The sequence below is a fragment of the Kitasatospora sp. NPDC001261 genome (assembly GCF_042896795.1).
Lineage (GTDB): Bacteria > Actinomycetota > Actinomycetes > Streptomycetales > Streptomycetaceae > Kitasatospora.
Genome location: NZ_JBIAXP010000015.1, coordinates 120,663 through 139,386, shown reverse-complemented (window position 1 = coordinate 139,386; position 18,724 = coordinate 120,663). Strand labels below are relative to the sequence as shown.

Below are 18,724 nucleotides of genomic sequence, written 5' to 3'. Positions count from 1 at the left end.
CGAGCGGCTGCCCGCGGACTACTCGTCCGCGGGCAGCCGCAGTTGCAGCATCGCCAGCAGCCGCTGCTGCGGCTGGGCGAGGTCGATGCCGGTCAACTGCTCGGCGCGGCGCACCCGGTAGCGCAGGGTGTTGGGGTGGATGTGCAGGGCGTCCGCGGCCACCCGGACCTCGCCGAGCGCGTCCAGCCAGGCCAGCACCGACTCGGCGAGCCGGGTGCCGTGCCGCCGGTCGTACGCGGTGAGCGCGGTCAGCCGCGGGTCGCGCAGGCCGGTGCGCTCCTGGAGCAGCGCGAGCATCTCGCTGACCAGCACCTCCGCCTGGACGTCGATCAGCGCCGCGACGTCGAGGTCCACGCCGCCGCGGCCCATCGCGTCCAGGATGCGGTCCGCCTGCGCGCGGGAGTCGGGGACCTGGGCCAGGCCGTCGACGGTCGAGCCGATCGCGGCGCGCAGCGGGACGCCCAGGTGCTCCCGGGCGGCCGCCACCACCTCGAAGGCCCAGTCGCGCACGGTGGTCATCGGCAGGCCGGGCGGCAGCTCGGGCAGCAGCACGTACACCCGGGACTCGATCGGGGCGAGCAGCGCGGTGCGGTGCCGGGCGGCGGTGTGCACCGAGATCAGGCCGGTGACGTCGGAGCGGTGCAGCACGTCGGTGGTGTGCGCGCTGTAGGCCAGCACGGTGGCCGGGCGGCGCAGGTCCAGGCCGAGGTGGGTGGCGAGCGACTGGGGGCCGGTGGAGCCCTCCAGCAGGCCGGTCAGCAGCGTCTGGGTGAGCCGGACGTCGGCGGACAGCTCCCGGCGGCGGCGCACCAGCTGGGCGGCCGCGACCCGGGCGGCGCCGACCAGGGACTGCTCGGCCAGCGGGGCCAGCGGCTGGGCGCCCTCCTGCACCCAGATGGTGCCGAGCGGCTGCGCCCCGGCCCGGATGCCGACCGCGAGGCGGCGGCGCAGGCCCAGCTCGGGGTGCGGCTCGACCGCGATCGGGGTGTCCGAGCTGCGCAGGTGCTGGAAGATGCCCCACTCGCGGAGCTTGGACAGGTACGGCTCCGGGCCCTGCCAGCCGAGGATGGACAGCCGGCGCAGGTCGTCGACCTCGTCGGAGTCGGAGGAGCGGGAGTAGGCCAGCACCCGGCTGGAGGTGTCCTCGATCGAGACGATGCCGTTGGTGAGGACGGCGACGGTCTGGGCGAGGGAGAAGAGGTCGCCCGCGTTGGGCTCGGGGGCGCCGGGGGCGTCCGGGGCGTCCGGGCCGGCGATGATCGCCCGGGCCAGCGAGTCGAGGTGCTCCCAGCGGGTCTCGCGGCGCACCGAGAGCAGGGCGACGCCCGCGTCGGTGGCGGCCTCGCGCAGCGCGTCGGCCTGGCCGGGGCCGTCCAGCTTCACCGCGACGGCGGCGGCCCCGGCCCGGCCGGCCGCGCGCAGGGCGGGCAGGGCGGCGCGGCCGCGGGCGCCGATCGCGAGCACCAGCTCGCCGGGGGCGGCGGTCGGCGGGTCCTCCGGGTCGAGGATCGCGACGTCGCGCACCGGGACGTCCAGGCCCAGCGGGGCGGCCTGCAGCTCGACCAGCGGTTCGCCGAGGGACATCAGGAGTTGACGGAGCGGCAGGCCGGGGGTGGTCACGCCGGTCCTCCTTCATCCGCTCGGACAACGTTTCGCGGTCGATTTTAGCCGGACGGACAGAGATTCGGCGTGGCCGCCGGACCGCGGCCCGGCGCGCGGGCGCGCCGGGGCCTGCCGACGGGCACCGGCGTGCGAGCCGCCTTCGCGGGCCGGGGGCGTGAGCCCGGAGGCGCGAGGTGGCGCGGGGTGGTGTGAACAGTGGGGCGATCGGGGACGGTTCGTGACCGCGGCGTGACCGACTTCGTCGGGCCGGACAACGCCGTACGGGGGAATTTAGCCGCGCGGCCAATCAAGTCGCCCGGTGGCCAGGAATAGCGTTCGTGCTGTGGTCGGCGTGCAACCCGCGCCGGCAATCCCCCCGCACTGAACGAAGGAGAGCGTGCGCTCTATGGACGCTGTGACCCAGGTCCCCGCGCCGGTGAACGAGCCGGTCCACAGCTACGCCCCCGGGAGCCCGGAACGGGCCCGTCTGGAGGCCAAGCTGAAGGAGCTGGGCGGCCAGGAGCCGGTCCAGCTGACCATGACGATCAACGGTGAGCGCCGGATGGGCGGCGGCACCGAGATCCACGTCGTCCAGCCGCACAACCACGCGGCTCGGCTCGGCACCCTGCGCAACGCCACCCGGGCCGACGCGCAGGAGGCCATCGACACTGCCCTGGCCGCAGCCGAGGCCTGGCAGGCGCTCTCCTTCGACTCCCGCGCCGCGATCTTCCTCAAGGCCGCCGACCTGCTGGCCGGCCCCTGGCGCGAGACCCTGGCCGCCGCCACCATGCTCGGCCAGTCCAAGACCGCGCAGCAGGCCGAGATCGACACTCCCTGCGAGCTGGTCGACTTCCTGCGCTTCAACGTGCACTTCGCCCGCCAGATCATGGCCGAGCAGCCGATCTCCTCGGACGGCGTGTGGAACCGCAGCGACCACCGCCCGCTCGAGGGCTTCGTCTACGCGATCACCCCGTTCAACTTCACCGCGATCGCCGGCAACCTGCCGACCGCGCCCGCGCTGATGGGCAACGTGGTGCTGTGGAAGCCGTCCCCGACCCAGCAGTTCTCCGCGCACCTGCTGATGCAGCTGCTGGAGGAGGCCGGCCTGCCCAAGGGCGTCATCAACATGGTGACCGGCGACGGCCTGGCCGTCTCCGAGGTCGCGCTCAAGCACCCGGCGCTGGCCGGCATCCACTTCACCGGCTCCACCGCCACCTTCCAGCACCTGTGGCGCGAGGTCGGCACCAACATCTCCGGCTACCGCACCTACCCGCGGATCGTCGGCGAGACCGGCGGCAAGGACTTCCTGGTCGCCCACCCGTCCGCCGACCCGAAGGTCCTGAAGACCGCGATGACCCGCGGCGCCTTCGAGTTCCAGGGCCAGAAGTGCTCGGCGCTGTCGCGGGCCTACGTCCCCGCCTCGCTCTGGGCCGGCCTCAAGGACGAGTTCGCCGCCGAGGTCGACGGCCTCACCATGGGCGACGTCAGCGACCTGTCCAACTTCATGTCGGCCGTCATCGACGAGCGCTCCTTCGCCAAGAACAAGGCCGCGATCGACCGTGCCCAGGCCGACCCGCAGGTCGAGGTCCTCGCCGGCGGCACCTACGACGACTCGGTCGGCTACTTCGTCCGCCCGACCGTCCTGGTCTGCCAGGACCCGGCCGCCGAGTACTTCAAGGACGAGTACTTCGGCCCGATCCTGGCCGTGTACGTCTACGAGGACGAGAAGTACGAGGAGATGCTGACCCAGATGGAGTCGGTGTCCCCGTACGGCCTGACCGGCTCGATCATCTCCCAGGACCGCGCCGCGGCCCAGGACGCGATGCACAAGCTGCGCTTCGCCGCCGGCAACTTCTACATCAACGACAAGCCGACCGGCGCCGTCGTCGGCCAGCAGCCCTTCGGCGGCGGCCGGGCCTCGGGCACCAATGACAAGGCCGGCGCCAAGCAGAACCTGGCGCGCTGGACCTCGACCCGCTCGGTCAAGGAGACCTTCGTCCCGCCGACGGACTACCGCTACCCGCACATGGGCTGACCAGCCCCCTGACCAGCCGGCTCGTCCCGTAGCCACCGGTCACCCGCGACGCCCGGTCCCGCAGCCGGGCGCCGCCTCCCGGGGCGGCGGTGCCCCATCCCCGCACCGCCGCCCCGGCCCTTTCTGCCATCCTTAAGAAGCACCAGCTCCAGGAGTCACGATGCTCCGTTCCGCCCTTCTCGCGGCCTCCCGGTCCCCGCAGGTCCGCACCGTGGTCGAGAAGTTCCCGCCGACCCACGCGATAGTCGAGCGCTTCGTCGCCGGTGACGTCCTCGACGACGCCGTCACCGCCACCGACGACCTGATCGCCACCGGTCGCAAGGTCACCCTCGACCACCTCGGCGAGGACACCCAGGACGCCGCCCAGGCCGCCGGCACCGCCGAGGCCTACGAGCACCTGCTCAAGGCCCTCAAGGACACCGGCCTCGCGGCCGGCGCCGAGGTGTCGGTCAAGCTGTCGGCCGTCGGCCAGTTCCTCCCGGTGGACGGCGAGAAGATCGCGCTGGAGAACGCCCGCCGCATCTGCGAGGCCGCCGCCGAGGCCGGCACCACGGTGACCCTCGACATGGAGGACCACACCACCACCGACTCCACCCTCGCCATCGCGCGGGAGCTGCGGGCGGACTTCCCGTGGCTGGGCGTCGTGCTCCAGGCCTACCTGCGCCGCACCGAGGCCGACTGCCGCGACTTCTCCGGCGCCGGCTCGCGCGTGCGCCTGTGCAAGGGCGCCTACAAGGAGCCCGAGTCGGTCGCCTTCCAGGGCAAGCACGAGGTCGACCTCGCGTACGTCCGGGCCCTGAAGGTCCTGATGGCGGGCGAGGGCTACCCGATGATCGCCTCGCACGACCCCAACATGATCAAGATCGCCGGCCAGCTGGCCCAGTGGAACGGCCGCAAGCGGGACTCCTTCGAGTACCAGATGCTGTTCGGCATCCGCCCCGAGGAGCAGCTGCGCCTCGCCGCCGAGGGCAACACCATGCGGGTCTACCTCCCGTACGGCCAGGAGTGGTACGGCTACTTCATGCGCCGCCTCGCCGAGCGCCCCGCCAACCTGACCTTCTTCCTGCGCGCCATGGCCACCCGCGGCTGACCCGGCGCCCCAGGCCACGGCCCGCACCCCTGACGGGGGGTGCGGGCCGTCGCGCGTTGTCGACGTCAGAGGAACGGCTTCGTGTCGAGGTCGAAGTCGAACGGGGCAGGGAGCGCGAGCGGTTCGCCGAAGGCGGCGAGGTGCACCTCGGTGTACTCGTCGCGGTGCGGCTTGGCGAACAGACTGACCTGGGACTTCTCGCGGTCGATGAGGAGGTAGAGCGGGATGCCGGCCCGGGCGTAGCAGTGGCGCTTGGCGATGCGGTCCTGGTCGGGCTTGGCGGAGGTCACTTCCGCGACCATGGCGACGCCGTCCGGTTCCATCCAGGACGGTGCGCCCCGGAAGAGGCGGAGTTCCTCGGGGGCGAACGTGACGTCCGGGATGACGTGGTCCGCAGGGTGGTGCCCGCTGGCGACGAGGCGAAGTCCCTTGTTCTCCGACATCTGCATTTCGGTAGCCGACTTGCGCCACACCTGGCCGGTCAACTCGCTGATGAGATGGCAGTGGTAGCCGTCGACGGGGAGTCGGATGAGGATCTCGCCATTGACGAGTTCGGCCCTCAGGCCTTCGGGGGCGTCCAGGGCGAGAAACAGCTCGAGGAGGATCTCGTTATCCGTTGTGTTCATGAACGACCTCTCGACCGGATGCGTCGGAAGGCTATGCGCGGTGGGCACAAGCGGGGGCAGGGACTGCGTCATCGTCACTCGATGGTGTGAGTTCGGGGCGGGGCCTAGGATCTTCCTGCTGGTGAACTGGCTTTTCGAGTGGAGGAGTTGGGGATGCTGAAGGCTTTCGCGGAGCTGTCCACGCCGTTGGTGGCGGATGCCTGTGTGCGGCTCGGGGTGGGGGTGCGGGTGGCGCCGGCGGGGGTGGGGGCGGTGGTGGCCGGGGCCCGGGTGGCGGGGCGGGTGCTGCCGGTGCGGCACTACGGGAGCGTGGACGTGTTCCTGGAGGCGTACGGGGCGGCCCGGGACGGCGACGTGCTGGTGGTCGACAACGGCGGGCGGACCGACGAGGCCTGCATCGGGGACCTCGCGGTGCTGGAGGCGCGGGCCGCCGGGGTGGCCGGGATCGTGGTGTGGGGGCTGCACCGGGACACCCCCGAGCTGCGGGAGATCGGGCTGCCGGTGTTCAGCTACGGGGCGCTGCCGCTCGGCCCGGTGCGGTTGGACGACCGGGAGCCGGCGGCGCTGCTGACGGCCAAGTTCGGGCCGCACCCGGTGAGCGCGGAGGACGTGGTGTTCGCCGACCCGGACGGGGTGCTGTTCGTGCCCGGTGACCGGGTCGTGGAGGTGCTGGAGACGGCCGGCGGGATCGCCCGGACCGAGCGCGCGCAGGCTGCCCGGATCGCCTCCGGGGACACGCTGCGCCGGCAGACCTCCTTCGAGGAGTACCTGGAGCGGCGCGCCGCCGACCCGGCGTACAGCTTCCGGCGGCACCTGCGGCGGATCGGCGGGGCGATCGAGGAGTAGGAGTAAAGGCGTTACAGCTTCCGGTACATGACGTGCAGGCCGACGTAGCCGTCCACGGGGTGGTCGAAGGACTCGGGGACGGTGCCGACGACCTCGAAGCCGAGCGACTCGTAGAGCCGCACGGCGTGGTGGTTGGTGGCGACCACGGCGTTGAACTGCATGGCGCGGAAGCCGGAGCGGCGGGCCCAGTCGAGGGTGTACTCGACCAGGGCCCGCCCGATCCCCCGGCCGTGGTGGGCCGGGTCGACCAGGTAGCTGGCGCTGGCCACGTGCGAGCCGTTGCCGGGGCGGTTGCGGCTCATGGTGGCGGTGCCGAGGATCCGCCCGTCCCCGTCCACCGCGACCACCGTGCGGTTCGGGGCGGCGAGCATCCACCACTCCCGGCCCAGCTCGGAGGACATGTCCAGGGGGTAGGGGAAGGTCTCGCCGGCGGCGACGACGGTGTGGAAGAACGGCCAGATGTCCGGCCAGTCCTCGGGGACGGCTTCGCGGATGCGGACGGGAGCGGGCACGGGCGCGGGCGTGGGCAGGGGCATCGGACCAGGATGATGCTCGAGGGGTGGGCGGGCCAGCGGTTTTCGGTCGGAGCGGCCGGTCAGCCGCCGAGGACGGCCTTCTCGACCAGGGCGGCGGTGTGCGCCTGGCCGGTGGCGTTGGGGTGCACCACGGCGTACTCGAGGGGGAGGACGCTGGTCAGCACGCCGTCCAGCCAGTGGTCGGCGTCGCAGACGCTGTGGCCGGCGCTGGCGGGGTAGAGGTCCACGAAGGTGTCGCCGTGGGCGGCGGTGCTCCGGGCGACGAGCGCGTTGAGCGGTTCCACGATCGCGGTGCGGGCCCAGACGAGGTCGCCGCCGGTGAAGGTGCCGAACTGCAGGAGGTTGCCGAACTGGCAGAGCCCGGCGTTCTCGGGGACGAGGTGCGGGTAGCCGACGGTGAGGATCCTGGCGGACGGGGCCTTGGCGTGCAGCGCGGTCAGCATCCGGTCGTAGCCGTTGCGCAGCCGGGCGAAGCGGTCGGGCAGGCCCGCGTCGAACTTGTCCTTGCAGGGCGTGCCCCGGCCGAGCTGGACGGCGCCGAGTTCGATGCAGCTCTTGAGGATCTCGGCGAAGCCGAGGTCGTTGCCGCCGATCCCGACGGTGACCAGCTCGGTGGCCGGGTCGACGGCGTCGATCTGCGGTGGGACGGGCGGGTAGGGGCCGTTCGGGTCGGTGCCGAGCGGCGGGAGCGGGCGGCCGAGCGGGGCCTGCGCGGTCACGTCGACGCCGTCGGTGGTGGCGCCGCTGCAGCTGACGTTCCGCAGGTCGGCCAGGGAGCCGAGGTCGCGGCGGATGATCTCGGGGTAGGAGTCGACGGTCCGGGCGCAGCCGTCGCGGGGCGCGGTCTCGTCGCCGGTGGCCTCGATGACCCCGGCGGTGTAGGAGTCGCCGAGGGCCGTCCAGCTCAGTGCGCCGGCGCGGGTGCCCGGCCGGGCGGCGGCCTGGGAGGTGGTCGGGCTGATCAGCCCGGCGGCGAGCACGGTGGCGATGCCGGCGACGGCGAGGCGGGACAGGAAGCGTGGCACGGCTCTCCTCCTGGGGATAGGGGGAGAGTGCGGTTTCACCCTCCTGAGAGTCAATCGAGTCGCTCTGTGGACGACTTGATGCCTCGGGAGGGTGAAACCACGGGCAGGACGGTGACGCCGGGTGTCAGAGCGTCGCGGCGGCGGGCTCGATCATCGCCCGCGCGGTCTTGCCGTCGACGTACTCGCCGAGCGCCGTCATCTCCCACTCGCCGCCCGGGCGGCGGACCAGCTTGCACATCATCACACCGGTGTGGGGCTCGGAGTTGGTGAGGTCGAAGCGGACCAGCTCCTCCTCCGTCCGGGCGTCCAGCAGGCGGCAGTAGGCGTCGCGCACCTCGGTGAACCTCTGGCCGGAGAAGGAGTTCACGACGAAGACCAGCGCGTGGACCTCGGCCGGCAGGCCCTCCAGGTGGACGGTGATCGCCTCGTCGTCGCCGCCCTCGCCGCCGACCAGGTTGTCGCCGGAGTGGGAGATCGCGCCGTTGAAGATGCTCAGCTTCATGAACCAGGCCGTCTCCAGCCGCTTGTGGCGGGCGTCGAAGGCGAGGCAGGAGGCGTCCAGGTCGATGTCGCGGCCGCGGGCGGCGGACTTCCAGCCGAGGGCCATCCGGACGGAGGAGAGGAAGGGGCGGCCGTTCTTGACCAGGGAGACCGAGCTGCCCTTGACCAGGTTGACCCGGCCCTTGTCCAGGGTGACCTTGCCGGGGGCGGCCGGGGCCGGGGGCGCGGCGGGCGCCGGGGGAGCCGCGGGCGCCGGGGGAGCCGCGGGCGGGGCAGGGATGGCGGTCTGGCCGGTGGCGAGGGCGATCCGCGGGTCGATCGGGGAGGCCGCCGGTGCGGGCGGCACGGGCGGGGCGGCCGGCGGAGCGGTCGGGAGCTGGATGGTCCGGTCCATCGGGGCCGGCGGTACGGGCGGTGCGGCCGCCGCCACCGGGGCGGCGGGCGCGGGGGCCGGGGAGTCGTCGACGGTGACGCCGAAGTCGGTGGCGATGCCCGCGAGGCCGTCGGCGTAGCCCTGGCCGACCGCGCGCACCTTCCAGGCGCCGCCCCGCTGGTAGACCTCGACCACGATGAGCGCGGTCTCCAGGCCCAGCCGGGGCGGGGTGAAGGTGACCAGCACCTCGCCGGTGTCGGCGTCGCGGACGGTGGCGGTGGGCTCCGTCCCGGCGAAGGTGGAGACCTGGTCGGCGGGGCTCGCGGTGACCACGATCTTGGTGATCCCGGCCGGGACGGCCCGGGTGTCGACGGTGATCGCGTCGGGGGTGCCGGCGGAGGCCGGGCGGTGGCTGACGCCGGGGCCGTTCGGGGCGTTGAAGAAGACGAAGTCGTCGTCGGAGCGGACCTTTCCGGCATCGGTCAGCAGCAGGCCGGAGACGTCCAGCGCCTTGGGCGCGGTGACCTCGACGGTCACTCGCGCGGCGGTCAGCGGTGCGTTGCCGCCTTGGGTCAGGACGGTGGGCACGGACTCCTCCTCGGGTGCGGAACGGCGGCCCGGCCGGGGCCGTTGGGGGCGCCGGGCCGGGTGCTGCCCACAGTAACGAACGAGGGTGCGGGGATGCGCCCGTCCGGCGGGGCCGGCTGTCGGATCGTCGGACGATCGTCCGCTGCGGGCCGTCGGCGGCTCAGCGGGCCGCGGCGGTCGGGGTCGCGGTCGGGGTGGACGCCGGTGCGGCGAGCGGCGTGGCGGCCGGGGTGCCGGGCGCGTACGGCTCGGCGGACGGCGGCGGCGGGCCGAAGGAGCCGAGCGCCGCGACCGCGCGGGGGCGGTCGAGGGCGAAGGCGGAGACGCTCCAGCTCTCCGTCGGGGCCGACTTGCGCACCACGGCGGACGGGTCGGCCGCCGGACGGGCGCCGCGGACGCCGAAGGTGTAGCGGCCGGGCCGGACGTCGGTGCCGGGCGGGGTGGTGAAGCGGTAGACGAGGGTGCCGCGCTCCTGCTGGACGGTCACCACGGCGCCCGGCAGGTCGGTCCAGGCGGAGCCGGGGCCGGCGGCCGACTCGCCCGGGACGAGCCGGAACTCGGCCTGGAACGCGGTGACCGGCTCGGTGGCCGCGAGGGTGAGCTGGTGGCGCAGGCCGTCGCGGCCCAGCGGGGAGACCCGGGCGGCGCCGGTCAGCGCGTGGTCGGTGTCCGCGCTGTCGTCGGTGCCATCGGTGCCGTCGGTGCCGTCGGTGCCGTCGGTGTCCGGGGTGTCGCCGGTGTCCGCCGCGCCGTCGGTGTCCGGGACGGGCAGGGCGGGCGGCGGCGCCGGGCGGCCGGGGGTGGGCGGGCCGAAGCCGGGCTGCTTGGCGCCCGGGGCCGGGACGGAGACGGAAGGGGAGGGCGAGGGGCCGGCCGGGGCCGTGGCGCCGAGCAGCCCGGCTTCGGTGCCCGCGAGCTGGGTGCCTGAGGCGGGTGCGTCCTGCCCGGCCGAGGCCTGGCCGCCGGTCTGGGGTGCGCCCGGGACCGTCGCGCGGGGCGCGGGCGGGGAGGCGGCGACCGGGGGGTCCACCGAGCGGTGCGTGGACGGGTGCGTCGAGGGCCGGTTCGCGGCGGGGGAGGACGACGGGCCGTCGGTCGGGGTCTGCGCCGAGACCGCCTCGGCCTCCTCGGTGGCGCCCGGCGTGGGCGGCGGGGTGCTGCCGACCCGGGCGACGCCGGCCCGGCGGCCGATCCCCTGCTGTTCGTTGAGCAGCAGGGTGGTCGCGATGCTGATGCCGACCACGGTGGACATCGCCATCGCGGCGCCGGAGAAGCGCAGGGTGGGCAGCCGGAACAGGCCGCCGAACGGGCGCGGCCGCCCGTGCCGGCCCTGCCGTGCGGGCTCGTGCTGCACGTCCCGCGCGGTGTCCTCGCGCACAGCCACCGGACCCCTCCCTCCCCGAAGCCGCCGTCGCGTCGCCGTATTCTCCCACGCGCCGCCGCCGGGCCCGGCTCCGGCCGCGGAGGGCCGGTTCCACGCGGGCCCGCGTGGGGAGAGGGGAGAGCGTACCAGCGGGCGGCCGTGGCCCGGTCGCACCCCCTCCACTTCGCGGACATCCGTGCGCCACACGGAAGTTGACGCTCCGTCTGATAAGCGCCGACAGGGGAAGGAAGGCTCGGCCGGGGGTTATTGCAACCCCCTTGCAACCCTTGCCCGCCGTACCGGGCGTGACGCAGGCTGAGGGCATCCCACGCCGTCCCGGAGAGACCGTCATGCCGTCCGACCCGCTGTCCGCAGCCTCCAGTGCACCCCTCGCCGCCACCCCCACGGGCGGCGATGGGGAGGTCTCCACCGCCGCTCCGGCGGCGGTGGAGGAGGTGCTGATCCTGCGGATCTCGCTGGGCGAGGAGGTGGTCGGCGAGGTGCGCACCCGGTTCCGGTTCACCGCCGCGCGCCCGTACGAGGTGCTGCTGACCTTCCACCTGGGGCGGCCGGACGAGGCGGACTGGGTGTTCTCGCGCGAACTGCTGCGCGACGGCCTGCGCGCGCTGAGCGGCCAGGGCGACGTCAAACTGTGGCCGGCGTACTGCCCGTGCCACGGCTCGACGCTGCACCTGGCGCTCGAATCCCCGCACGGCAGCGCGCTGCTGGAGGCCTCCAAGCCCCGGGTGCAGGCCTGGCTGGACCGCACCTACGCGCTGGTCTCCGAGCACCAGGAGCGCCACTGCGGCCCCACCGACGCCGAGCTGGCCGCGCTGCTCGCCGAGGGCTGAGGCTCCGCCCCCGGAAGCCGGGACAGACCGTCAGCGGCGCTCCGGCGGCCCGGCGGCGCACGGCGGCGCGAGGGGCGGCGCGCCGGGCAACCGGGCCGTCCCCGCCGCCAGCGCGGCCCGCAGCCGCCGGACGGCCGGGGCCGAGGAGGCGGGCAGCAGGTCGTACGGGTCGTCCGGCCCGTCCACGCTGACCAGCACCGACTCGGCGATCCGGTACGGCCGGTGGGCCAGCAGCCCGCCCAGGTAGCGGCGCAGCCGGGACAGCTCGGCGCGGACCGTCACCGTCCGGCCCGCGTCGCCGAACAGCGCCTCGGCGAGCTGGGCGGCGGTGCTGCCCTCGCGTCCGGTGGCGAGCAGGAGCAGCAGTTCGGCGTGGCGCGGGCTGAGCGGGTGCGACCAGCTGTCGGCCGCGCCCCGGACGGACAGCTCGGGGCGGTCCGGGCGGCGCAGGTCGAGCCGCAGGTGGGCGCCCTCGGCCTGTTCGGCGGTCACCGTGCCGGAGCCGTCCTCCTCGGGCGGCCGGACCGGGCGCACCAGCCAGCCGTCGGCGAGCGGCTCCAGCGCGCACTCGCCGAGGCCGGGCACCCAGTGCACGGTGGCCGGGGTCCAGCCCTCGCTGGGCACCCGCAGCCGGCTGGGCGGCGGCAGCCCGGCGGCGGCGGCGGTCCAGCCGGCCGCGTCGACCACCAGCGCCGGGCCGCCGACCCGGGCGAGCAGCGGGGCGGCCAGGGCGCGCAGCTGGTGCAGCGCCTCCAGCCGGTGGGCGCGCAGCTCGGCCTCGGCGAGCCGGGCGGCGGTGGCGGTGAGCTGGATCAGGAACGGGCGGACGCTGTGCGCCGGGCCGCTCAGGTTGATGGCGCCGACCAGCCGTCCGGTCCCGGGGTCGCGCACCGGCGCGGCCACGCAGGTCCAGGCGTGGTGGCTGCGCAGGTAGTGCTCGGCGGAGTGGACGTGCATCGGGCGCCGGGCGCGCAGCGCGACCGCGATGCCGTTGGTGCCGACGCTCTCCTCGATCCAGCGGGCGCCGGTGATGAAGCCGATCCGGTCGGCGCTGCGGCGCAGGCCGCGCTCGCCCTCCTGCCAGAGCACGTGGCCCTCGGCGTCGGCGACGGCCAGCAGCAGCGGGGCCGCTCCGCCCACCTCCAGCAGGGTCTCGCGCAGCACCGGCAGGACGGCGTCGAGTCCGCTGGTGCGGCGGCGCTGTTCGATTTCGCCGGGGCCCAGCAGGACGGCGGCGGCGCCGGTGTCGGGGTCGAGGCCGAGGCGGCGCAGCCGGGCCCAGGAGTCGCCGATCTCGGGGCGGGGTTCGAGCAGGCCGGGGCCGCCGGTCTCCTCGGTGAGGGCGGGAACGGCCAGTTCCCGGGCGGCGGCGTCGGCGAGGGTGCGGTCGTGGACCTTGGCCAGCTCCGACGCGGTCGGCGGGGTGCGGCGCTCGGGTCGTCGGGACTGCCGTCCGGTCTGCCGCACTCGCTTCGCTCCTCGCCGCCGTTCGAGGACGCGTCGGGGCCGACGCGCTGACGAAAGCGTACGGGGGCGGTGGGCCGCTGGGGACGGGGTCGGGCAAGTCGGCATACCGGGCGGTACGGAACGCGGGCCCGCGTTCCGTACCGCCGTACCGCCTGACGGCCGGACGGGGTCAGCGCTGCGTGCCGGAGCCCTGCTGGGCCGCCTCCACGGTGTGGTGCAGGTCGGCGCCGGCCTCCAGGGCGGCGCCGGTGCTCAGCGCCAGGCAGGCGGCCAGGGCCACGGCGGCGGCCCGCAGCCAGGTGCCGGGGGCGGTGGCCGGGCGGGGCTGGAGCAGTGCGGCGACCCGGCGCGGGACCGGGCCGGAGTGGGCGGCGGCGACCAGCCGGGGGCGGGCCGGCCAGGGGGAGCGGCTCGCGGCCAGGGCGGCCCGGCCGACCGCGCGGGCGGTGACGGCGCGGTCGCCGACCCGGGCGGCGGCCACCTCGTCGGCCCAGCGCTCCAGGTGGTAGCCGAGGGGCGCGCGCAGCGGGCGGAGTGCCGGGTGGACGTCGGCGGCGTGCTCGGCGAGGGCGAGGAAGAGGTGGTGGCGGGCGGTCAGGTGGGCCCGTTCGTGGGCGAGCAGGGCGGAGCGCTCGGGGCCGCTGAGGGCGCGCAGCATGCCGGAGGTGACCACGATCCGGCCGGGCTCGCCCGGTCGGCCGGGGCGGCCCAGGCGGCCGGGCAGGGCGAAGGCGTCGGCGCACTCGTCGTCGAGGACGGTGAGCGGGTGGTCGGCGGGCCGCAGCAGGGCGGCGGGCCGGAGGAGCGCCGCCGGCCATGCCGGGGGGCGTGACCAGCGCACGGAGGCGCGCGGGGGGCGCGTGTCCGGATGCTGGGCGGGGGAAGGTCCACGGTCCGGACGGGGGCCGTCGGAGGGCTCCGCGCGGTGCGCGTCGGCCGGGAGCGCGGCCCGGGCGGCGCGCAGCTCCCGCAGCCGTCGGCGGGCGGTGCGCACCGCCAGGGCGCCGAGCGCGAGGAGGGCCAGGGCGGCCAGCGCGGCCGGGAACGGCGCGTCGGGCGCGGCCGCGGTGAGCCAGGGCAGCGAGAGGTGGCCGAGGGCGGCGACCGGCGGGAGCTGGAGCAGTCCGGCGGCGGCCAGCAGGCCGAGCGAGCAGAGGGTGCCGCCGGCCAGGACGGCGGCGCTGCCGGCCAGCATCCAGGCGGCGGCCCGCGGCGGCAGCGCATCGGCGAGGCGGCGGGCCAGCGGGGCGGCCAGGAAGGGCAGCAGCAGGGGGACCCAGACGGCGAGCATCATCGGCCCGCCGTTCCCGGTGTCTGAGCCCCGGGGTTGCCGTCGCCGAGGAGGTCGCGCAGCAGCTGCTCGTCCTCGGCGGAGAGGTCGGAGACGAAGCGGGCCAGCACGGTGGAGCGGTCGGTCTCGCGGCCGAGCTCGGTGTGCATCCGGCGGGCGGCGAGCCCGGCGGTGTCCTGGACGGTCGGGGTGTAGGCGTAGGCGCGGCCGGCCCGGGTGCGCTCGACCGTCCCCTTGTCGAACAGCCGGGCCAGGATCGTCGCGATGGTGGTGCGGGCGAGGTCCCCGCCGAGCGCGGCCTGGACGTCCTGCGGCGTCATCGGCTGCCGGGCGGACCAGAGGGCGGCCAGCACCTCGGCCTCCAGCTCCCCGGCGGGCCGGCGGGCGGACGGTACGTCGGGCATGGCGGCGCTTCCTCCAAGTATCGTCTACAGTCGTGTAGACCGTCTACGCAACTGTAGACGGTCCGGGCGGGTTCGGTGCGAACCGCCCTCCAACGTACGGGAGGTCCGTCGGCCTTGCTCCAGTTCCTCGCCGATCCGGCCGTTCACCTCGCGGTGAACCCGCTGGACGCGTCCTCACTGCTCGCCGCCTTCGGCGCGCTCGGCATCGCCGTCGTGCTGTTCGCCGAGACCGGGCTGCTGGTGGGCTTCTTCCTGCCCGGCGACTCGCTGCTGTTCACCGCGGGGCTGCTCTGCGTGCCCGGCGCCACCAAGGGCCCGCAGCTGCACCTGTGGCAGGTGCTGCCCGCCGCCCTGGTCGGCGCGCTCGTCGGCGCCCAGGTCGGCTACCTGATCGGCCGGCGCGGCGGCCGGGCGCTGCTCGGCCGGACCAGGCGCAAGAGCCTGCTGGAGGGCGTGGCGCGGGCCGAGGAGCTGCTCGCCAAGTACGGCCACGGCAAGGCGATCGTGCTCGCCCGGTTCATTCCGGTGGTCCGAACGGTGCTGAATCCGCTCTGCGGCGTGCTCGACGTGCCGGTCCGCTCGTTCACCCTGTGGCAGGTGGCCGGAGGCGTGGTCTGGACGGTCGGCGTGGTGTTCGCCGGGTACGGGCTGGGCTCGTCCATCCCCGGTATCGACCAGTACCTGCTGCCGATCATCGGTCTGGTAGTAGTTGTCTCCGTGCTCCCTATTGTTCTCGAACTGTTCCGCGCCCGTAAGGCGCGACGTCACGGAGGTGACATGTGACGCCCTCCAGGGCGCTCGCCGTGTACGACGGCAGCGGAATCGACGGCGGCCTGTACACCCGGGTCAACGGCTGGGCGCAGTCGGCGCCGCACTGGCTGGACGAGCTGATCAAGGTCTGGTCGGCGCTCGGCCTCGGGCTGTTCGCGGTCTTCATGCTCTACGCCTGGTGGCGGGCGCGCGGCGCGGACTCGGCCGTGATGGCCAGGGTGCTCGCCTCGCCGCTGATCGTGGTCGTCGCGTACGGCGTCAACTCGGTGTTCAAGGGCGCGGTCGAGGAACTCCGGCCGTGCGCTCAGATCCCCGGCAGCGTCTCGCTGGAGACCTGCCCGGGCGCCGGGGACTGGTCCTTCCCGAGCAACCACTCGGTGATCGCCTTCGCCGCCGCGACCGCGCTCTGGTTCGTCAACCGGCGGCTCGGCCTGGTGGCCGGCCTGTTCGCGGTGCTGATGGCCGCCTCCCGGGTCTGGGTCGGCGTGCACTACCCGCACGACGTGGCGGTGGGCGCGCTGGTCGGGCTGCTGGCCGCGGCGGTGCTGGCGCCGCTCGCCGGGCGCTGCGGGCCGCTGGTGGACCGGATGCGGGCGGGCGCGCTGCGGCCGCTGCTCGGACCGGGGCAGCCGCCGGTCGTGGCCCGCGGGTACGCGTCGTACGAGTCCCGGCAGCGCTGAGCCGGACTTCCGCCCCTGCCCCTTGTCCGGTCTCGGACGGCGGGTGGAGCATGTGAGCCGGGCGTGGAGCCTCCTTCGGGGGGCGCCCGCCCGGCTCAGTCGTGCTCGGGCGCGCGGGCGCCGGGCGTGCCAGCGGAGGGAGTGCCGAATGCCGTACCGACTCGACATCACGCAGGGGGACTGGCCGGGCGACCTGCTGCACAAGGGCGTCGAGGGGCTGCTGGCCGAGGCCATGGTGCTCACCCTCGCCACCGCGGGCCACGAGCACGGCCCGCACGCCAACCTGGCCTTCTTCGCGTACGACGACGACCTCGTCCTCTACTTCGTCAGCGAGCGCTCCACCCGGCACAGCCACCACCTGGCCGAGGAGGCCCGGGCCGCCGCCACCGTCTTCCTGCCGCCGCCGGTCTTCGGCGAGCAGCTGCGCGGCCTCCAGCTGACCGGCAGCGCGAGCGAGGCCTGGGGGCGGCAGGCCGAGGCGGCGCTGGCCGCCTACCAGGGGCGCTACCCGGTCTTCGCGCGGGACGAGGAGGTCCGACGGCAGTTCCTGACCGGGGGCGGGGCGGCGGCGCTGTACCGGTTCCAGGTGGAGGAGCTGACGGCGGTGGACGAGCCGAACTTCGGGCGGCGCAACTACCTGCGGGCCCGGGTGGTGCGGTCGTAGCCGCCGCGGCGGCCTCGGGGTGGCCGACGGGTTGTCTGTACAACTTCCCAGGTGGTTCATCTGCGGGACGGCGTCCCGACGCCCCTCGGACACCCGGGCGCACCAGCCTGGACGCATGAGAGTCATCGTCGTAGGAGCAGGCGTCCTGGGCAGCATGCACGCCTGGCAGGCCGTCGAACGCGGCCACGAGGTCGTCCACCTGGAGCGCGAGACCGAGGCGCGCGGCGCCTCGGTGCGCAACTTCGGCCTGGTCTGGGTCAGCGGCCGCGCGCAGGGCGAGGAACTGGACACCGCGCTGCGCGCCCGCGAACTGTGGGAGTCCATCGGCGCCCGCGTCCCGGACCTCGGCTTCCGGGCCAACGGATCGCTCACCGCGATCCGCACCGAGGCCGAACTCGCCGTCGCTGAACAGGCCCTGGCCCTGCCGGACGCCGCCGCCCGCGGCTACCGGCTGCTCGACCCGGACGAGACCCGCGCCGCCAACCCGGCCCTGCGCGGCAAGCTGCTCGGCGCCCTGTGGTGCGGGCGCGACGCCGCCGTCGAACCCCGCACCGCCCAGCCCGCGCTGCGCGCCGCCCTGGAGGCCACCGGCCGGTACACCTTCCTGCCCGGGCGCGAGGTGCGCGAGGTGGTCGGCGAGAACGCCGTCCGCGACGACCACGGCGACGTCCACACCGGCGACCTGGTGGTCCTCTGCACCGGCGCCTGGCTCGGCGGCCTGGTCCGCGAACTCGCCCCCGCCCTGCCGGTCCGCCGGGTGCGGCTCCAGATGATGCAGACCGACCCGCTCGGCGAGACCCTCACCACCTCCGTCGCCGACGGCGACAGCTTCCGCTACTACCCCGCCTTCGCCGGCACCGCCCTGGACCGGCTGCGCGAGACCCAGCCGCAGCCGCCCGTCGCCGCCGAGCACCGGATGCAGCTGCTGATGGTCCAGCGCCGCGACGGCGGCCTGACCATCGGCGACACCCACGAGTACGACCAGCCGTTCGGCTTCGACGTCGTCGAGGACCCGTACGACCACCTGGTCGGCGTCGTCGAGGACCTGCTCGGCCGCCCGATGCCGCGGATCCGCCGCCGCTGGGCCGGGGTGTACGCGCAGTGCGTCGACACCACCCGGGTCGTCCACCGCGAGCGCGTGCGCGACGGCGTCTGGCTGGTCACCGGCCCCGGCGGCCGCGGCATGACCTGCTCGCCCGCCATCGCCGAGACCACCGCCGACCTCGCCAACCTGTAAGGAACGCCGCTGTGAGCAACACCGCTGTGACCGATACCGCTGTGACCGCAGACATCCGCCTGGTCGTGCTCGACATGGCCGGCACCACCGTGGCCGACGACGGCCTCGTCGAGCAGGCCTTCACCGCTGCCGCCGCGGCGCTCGGCGTCGAGGCCGGCAGCCCGGAGTTCGACCCGATGCTGGCCCACGTCCGGGCCACCATGGGCGAGTCCAAGATCTCCGTCTTCCGGCACCTGTTCGGCGCGGAGGAGAAGGCCCAGCAGGCCAACACCGCCTTCGAGGCCGCCTACCACGACCTGGTCGACGCCGGGCACTGCGCCGCCCTGCCCGGCGCCGCCGAGGCCATCGCCGAACTGCGCGGCCAGGGCCGCAAGGTGGTCCTCACCACCGGCTTCTCCCGGGCCACCCAGGACCGCATCCTGGACGCCCTCGGCTGGCGGTCCGTCGCCGACCTGACCCTCTGCCCCGCCGAGGCCGGCCGCGGCCGCCCGTACCCCGACCTCGCGCTCACCGCCCTGCTGCGCACCGGCACCGACTCGGTCCGCCAGATCGCCGTCGCCGGCGACACCGGCTACGACATGCTGACCGGCACCCGGGCCGGCGCCCCGGTCGTCGCGGGCGTCCTCACCGGCGCCCACGACGAGGCCCGGCTGCGGGCCGACGGCGCCACCCACGTCCTCGGCTCGATCGCCGAACTGCCCGCGCTGCTGGGCTGATGCGGCGTTCCGCCCCGGGCGGCGGCCCGGGGCGGAACGGTGGGCTCAGGCGACCGGC

Annotated in this window: 18 protein-coding genes; 9 read left to right on the top strand and 9 right to left on the bottom strand. The window is 75.0% G+C overall.

The features are described 5' to 3' along the window. Positions 1-18: 18 nt before the first annotated feature. A complete protein-coding gene (locus ACFY4B_RS21495; protein WP_241852794.1) occupies positions 19-1,620 on the bottom strand; it encodes a CdaR family transcriptional regulator in 1,602 nt (533 codons plus the stop codon). Between the two features lie 388 nt (positions 1,621-2,008). Here ACFY4B_RS21495 and pruA point away from each other — a divergent pair, with 388 nt between their 5' ends. Together pruA and ACFY4B_RS21485 are read left to right on the top strand one after the other, a co-directional pair. After that, positions 2,009-3,637 (top strand): L-glutamate gamma-semialdehyde dehydrogenase, encoded by a 1,629-nt coding sequence (gene pruA, locus ACFY4B_RS21490; protein WP_387969895.1) that lies wholly within the window; start codon positions 2,009-2,011, stop codon positions 3,635-3,637. A gap of 160 nt (positions 3,638-3,797) precedes the next feature. Continuing rightward, a complete protein-coding gene (locus tag ACFY4B_RS21485) occupies positions 3,798-4,727 on the top strand; it encodes a proline dehydrogenase family protein (protein WP_049654995.1) in 930 nt (309 codons plus the stop codon). Positions 4,728-4,792: 65 nt separating this feature from the next. On the opposite strand, the gene ACFY4B_RS21480 is transcribed toward ACFY4B_RS21485, so the two are convergent. Continuing rightward, positions 4,793-5,353, bottom strand: coding sequence for a Uma2 family endonuclease (locus ACFY4B_RS21480; protein WP_074002113.1), 561 nt, complete (start codon positions 5,351-5,353; stop codon positions 4,793-4,795). 153 nt (positions 5,354-5,506) lie between these two features. On the opposite strand from ACFY4B_RS21480, the gene ACFY4B_RS21475 reads away from it, so the two are divergent. Next, entirely contained in the window at positions 5,507-6,199 is a 693-nt protein-coding gene (locus ACFY4B_RS21475; RefSeq protein ID WP_387969891.1) for an RraA family protein, read from the top strand. A gap of 11 nt (positions 6,200-6,210) precedes the next feature. On the opposite strand, the gene ACFY4B_RS21470 is transcribed toward ACFY4B_RS21475, so the two are convergent. From ACFY4B_RS21470 to ACFY4B_RS21455, 4 genes are all read right to left on the bottom strand, one after another. Next, positions 6,211-6,735, bottom strand: a complete 525-nt coding sequence (locus ACFY4B_RS21470; protein WP_387969888.1) for a GNAT family N-acetyltransferase — start codon at positions 6,733-6,735, stop codon at positions 6,211-6,213. Between the two features lie 59 nt (positions 6,736-6,794). After that, entirely contained in the window at positions 6,795-7,760 is a 966-nt protein-coding gene (locus ACFY4B_RS21465; RefSeq protein WP_387969885.1) for an SGNH/GDSL hydrolase family protein, read from the bottom strand. Between the two features lie 124 nt (positions 7,761-7,884). Further along, positions 7,885-9,222, bottom strand: a complete 1,338-nt coding sequence (locus tag ACFY4B_RS21460; protein WP_387969883.1) for a TerD family protein — start codon at positions 9,220-9,222, stop codon at positions 7,885-7,887. Between the two features lie 160 nt (positions 9,223-9,382). Next, positions 9,383-10,606, bottom strand: a complete 1,224-nt coding sequence (locus ACFY4B_RS21455; RefSeq protein ID WP_387969880.1) for a hypothetical protein — start codon at positions 10,604-10,606, stop codon at positions 9,383-9,385. 329 nt (positions 10,607-10,935) lie between these two features. Here ACFY4B_RS21455 and ACFY4B_RS21450 point away from each other — a divergent pair, with 329 nt between their 5' ends. Beyond that, the gene (locus ACFY4B_RS21450) at positions 10,936-11,436 is read left to right on the top strand and encodes an SsgA family sporulation/cell division regulator (protein ID WP_074001657.1); all 501 of its coding nucleotides are present in this window, start codon (positions 10,936-10,938) and stop codon (positions 11,434-11,436) included. Positions 11,437-11,466: 30 nt separating this feature from the next. Here the strand turns inward: ACFY4B_RS21450 and ACFY4B_RS21445 are convergent, their stop codons facing one another. The 3 genes from ACFY4B_RS21445 to ACFY4B_RS21435 all read right to left on the bottom strand — a co-directional run bounded on the left by ACFY4B_RS21445 (position 11,467) and on the right by ACFY4B_RS21435 (position 14,598). Then, positions 11,467-12,903, bottom strand: coding sequence for a helix-turn-helix domain-containing protein (locus tag ACFY4B_RS21445; protein ID WP_220450064.1), 1,437 nt, complete (start codon positions 12,901-12,903; stop codon positions 11,467-11,469). Positions 12,904-13,072: 169 nt separating this feature from the next. Then, a complete protein-coding gene (locus tag ACFY4B_RS21440) occupies positions 13,073-14,197 on the bottom strand; it encodes a M56 family metallopeptidase (protein ID WP_387969877.1) in 1,125 nt (374 codons plus the stop codon). Further along, a complete protein-coding gene (locus ACFY4B_RS21435) occupies positions 14,194-14,598 on the bottom strand; it encodes a BlaI/MecI/CopY family transcriptional regulator (protein WP_049654255.1) in 405 nt (134 codons plus the stop codon). Before ACFY4B_RS21435 ends, ACFY4B_RS21440 begins: the two co-directional genes overlap by 4 nt. A 114-nt stretch (positions 14,599-14,712) precedes the next feature. Here ACFY4B_RS21435 and ACFY4B_RS21430 point away from each other — a divergent pair, with 114 nt between their 5' ends. From ACFY4B_RS21430 to ACFY4B_RS21410, 5 genes are all read left to right on the top strand, one after another. Next, positions 14,713-15,381 (top strand): DedA family protein, encoded by a 669-nt coding sequence (locus ACFY4B_RS21430; protein WP_049654256.1) that lies wholly within the window; start codon positions 14,713-14,715, stop codon positions 15,379-15,381. Next, entirely contained in the window at positions 15,378-16,049 is a 672-nt protein-coding gene (locus tag ACFY4B_RS21425; RefSeq protein WP_387969875.1) for a phosphatase PAP2 family protein, read from the top strand. Before ACFY4B_RS21430 ends, ACFY4B_RS21425 begins: the two co-directional genes overlap by 4 nt. Positions 16,050-16,197: 148 nt before the next feature. Next, the gene (locus ACFY4B_RS21420; RefSeq protein WP_049654261.1) at positions 16,198-16,713 is read left to right on the top strand and encodes a pyridoxamine 5'-phosphate oxidase family protein; all 516 of its coding nucleotides are present in this window, start codon (positions 16,198-16,200) and stop codon (positions 16,711-16,713) included. A 115-nt stretch (positions 16,714-16,828) separates the two neighbouring features. Next, the gene (locus ACFY4B_RS21415; RefSeq protein WP_049654265.1) at positions 16,829-17,950 is read left to right on the top strand and encodes a TIGR03364 family FAD-dependent oxidoreductase; all 1,122 of its coding nucleotides are present in this window, start codon (positions 16,829-16,831) and stop codon (positions 17,948-17,950) included. A gap of 41 nt (positions 17,951-17,991) precedes the next feature. After that, positions 17,992-18,666 carry a phosphonatase-like hydrolase gene (locus tag ACFY4B_RS21410; protein ID WP_387969872.1) on the top strand — a complete coding sequence of 225 codons (675 nt, stop codon included), beginning with the start codon at positions 17,992-17,994 and terminating at the stop codon, positions 18,664-18,666. Positions 18,667-18,724 lie beyond the last annotated feature (58 nt).

What these genes read in the sequence shown, in the direction of transcription:
- ACFY4B_RS21420 (WP_049654261.1), top strand. Translation starts at nt 16,198, where the DNA reads ATGCCGTACCGACTCGACATCACGCAGGGGGACTGGCCGGGCGACCTG.
- pruA (WP_387969895.1), top strand. Translation starts at nt 2,009, where the DNA reads ATGGACGCTGTGACCCAGGTCCCCGCGCCGGTGAACGAGCCGGTCCAC.
- ACFY4B_RS21475 (WP_387969891.1), top strand. Translation starts at nt 5,507, where the DNA reads ATGCTGAAGGCTTTCGCGGAGCTGTCCACGCCGTTGGTGGCGGATGCC.
- ACFY4B_RS21440 (WP_387969877.1), bottom strand. Translation starts at nt 14,197, where the DNA reads ATGATGCTCGCCGTCTGGGTCCCCCTGCTGCTGCCCTTCCTGGCCGCC.
- ACFY4B_RS21435 (WP_049654255.1), bottom strand. Translation starts at nt 14,598, where the DNA reads ATGCCCGACGTACCGTCCGCCCGCCGGCCCGCCGGGGAGCTGGAGGCC.
- ACFY4B_RS21450 (WP_074001657.1), top strand. Translation starts at nt 10,936, where the DNA reads ATGCCGTCCGACCCGCTGTCCGCAGCCTCCAGTGCACCCCTCGCCGCC.
- ACFY4B_RS21480 (WP_074002113.1), bottom strand. Translation starts at nt 5,353, where the DNA reads ATGAACACAACGGATAACGAGATCCTCCTCGAGCTGTTTCTCGCCCTG.
- ACFY4B_RS21415 (WP_049654265.1), top strand. Translation starts at nt 16,829, where the DNA reads ATGAGAGTCATCGTCGTAGGAGCAGGCGTCCTGGGCAGCATGCACGCC.
- ACFY4B_RS21470 (WP_387969888.1), bottom strand. Translation starts at nt 6,735, where the DNA reads ATGCCCCTGCCCACGCCCGCGCCCGTGCCCGCTCCCGTCCGCATCCGC.
- ACFY4B_RS21485 (WP_049654995.1), top strand. Translation starts at nt 3,798, where the DNA reads ATGCTCCGTTCCGCCCTTCTCGCGGCCTCCCGGTCCCCGCAGGTCCGC.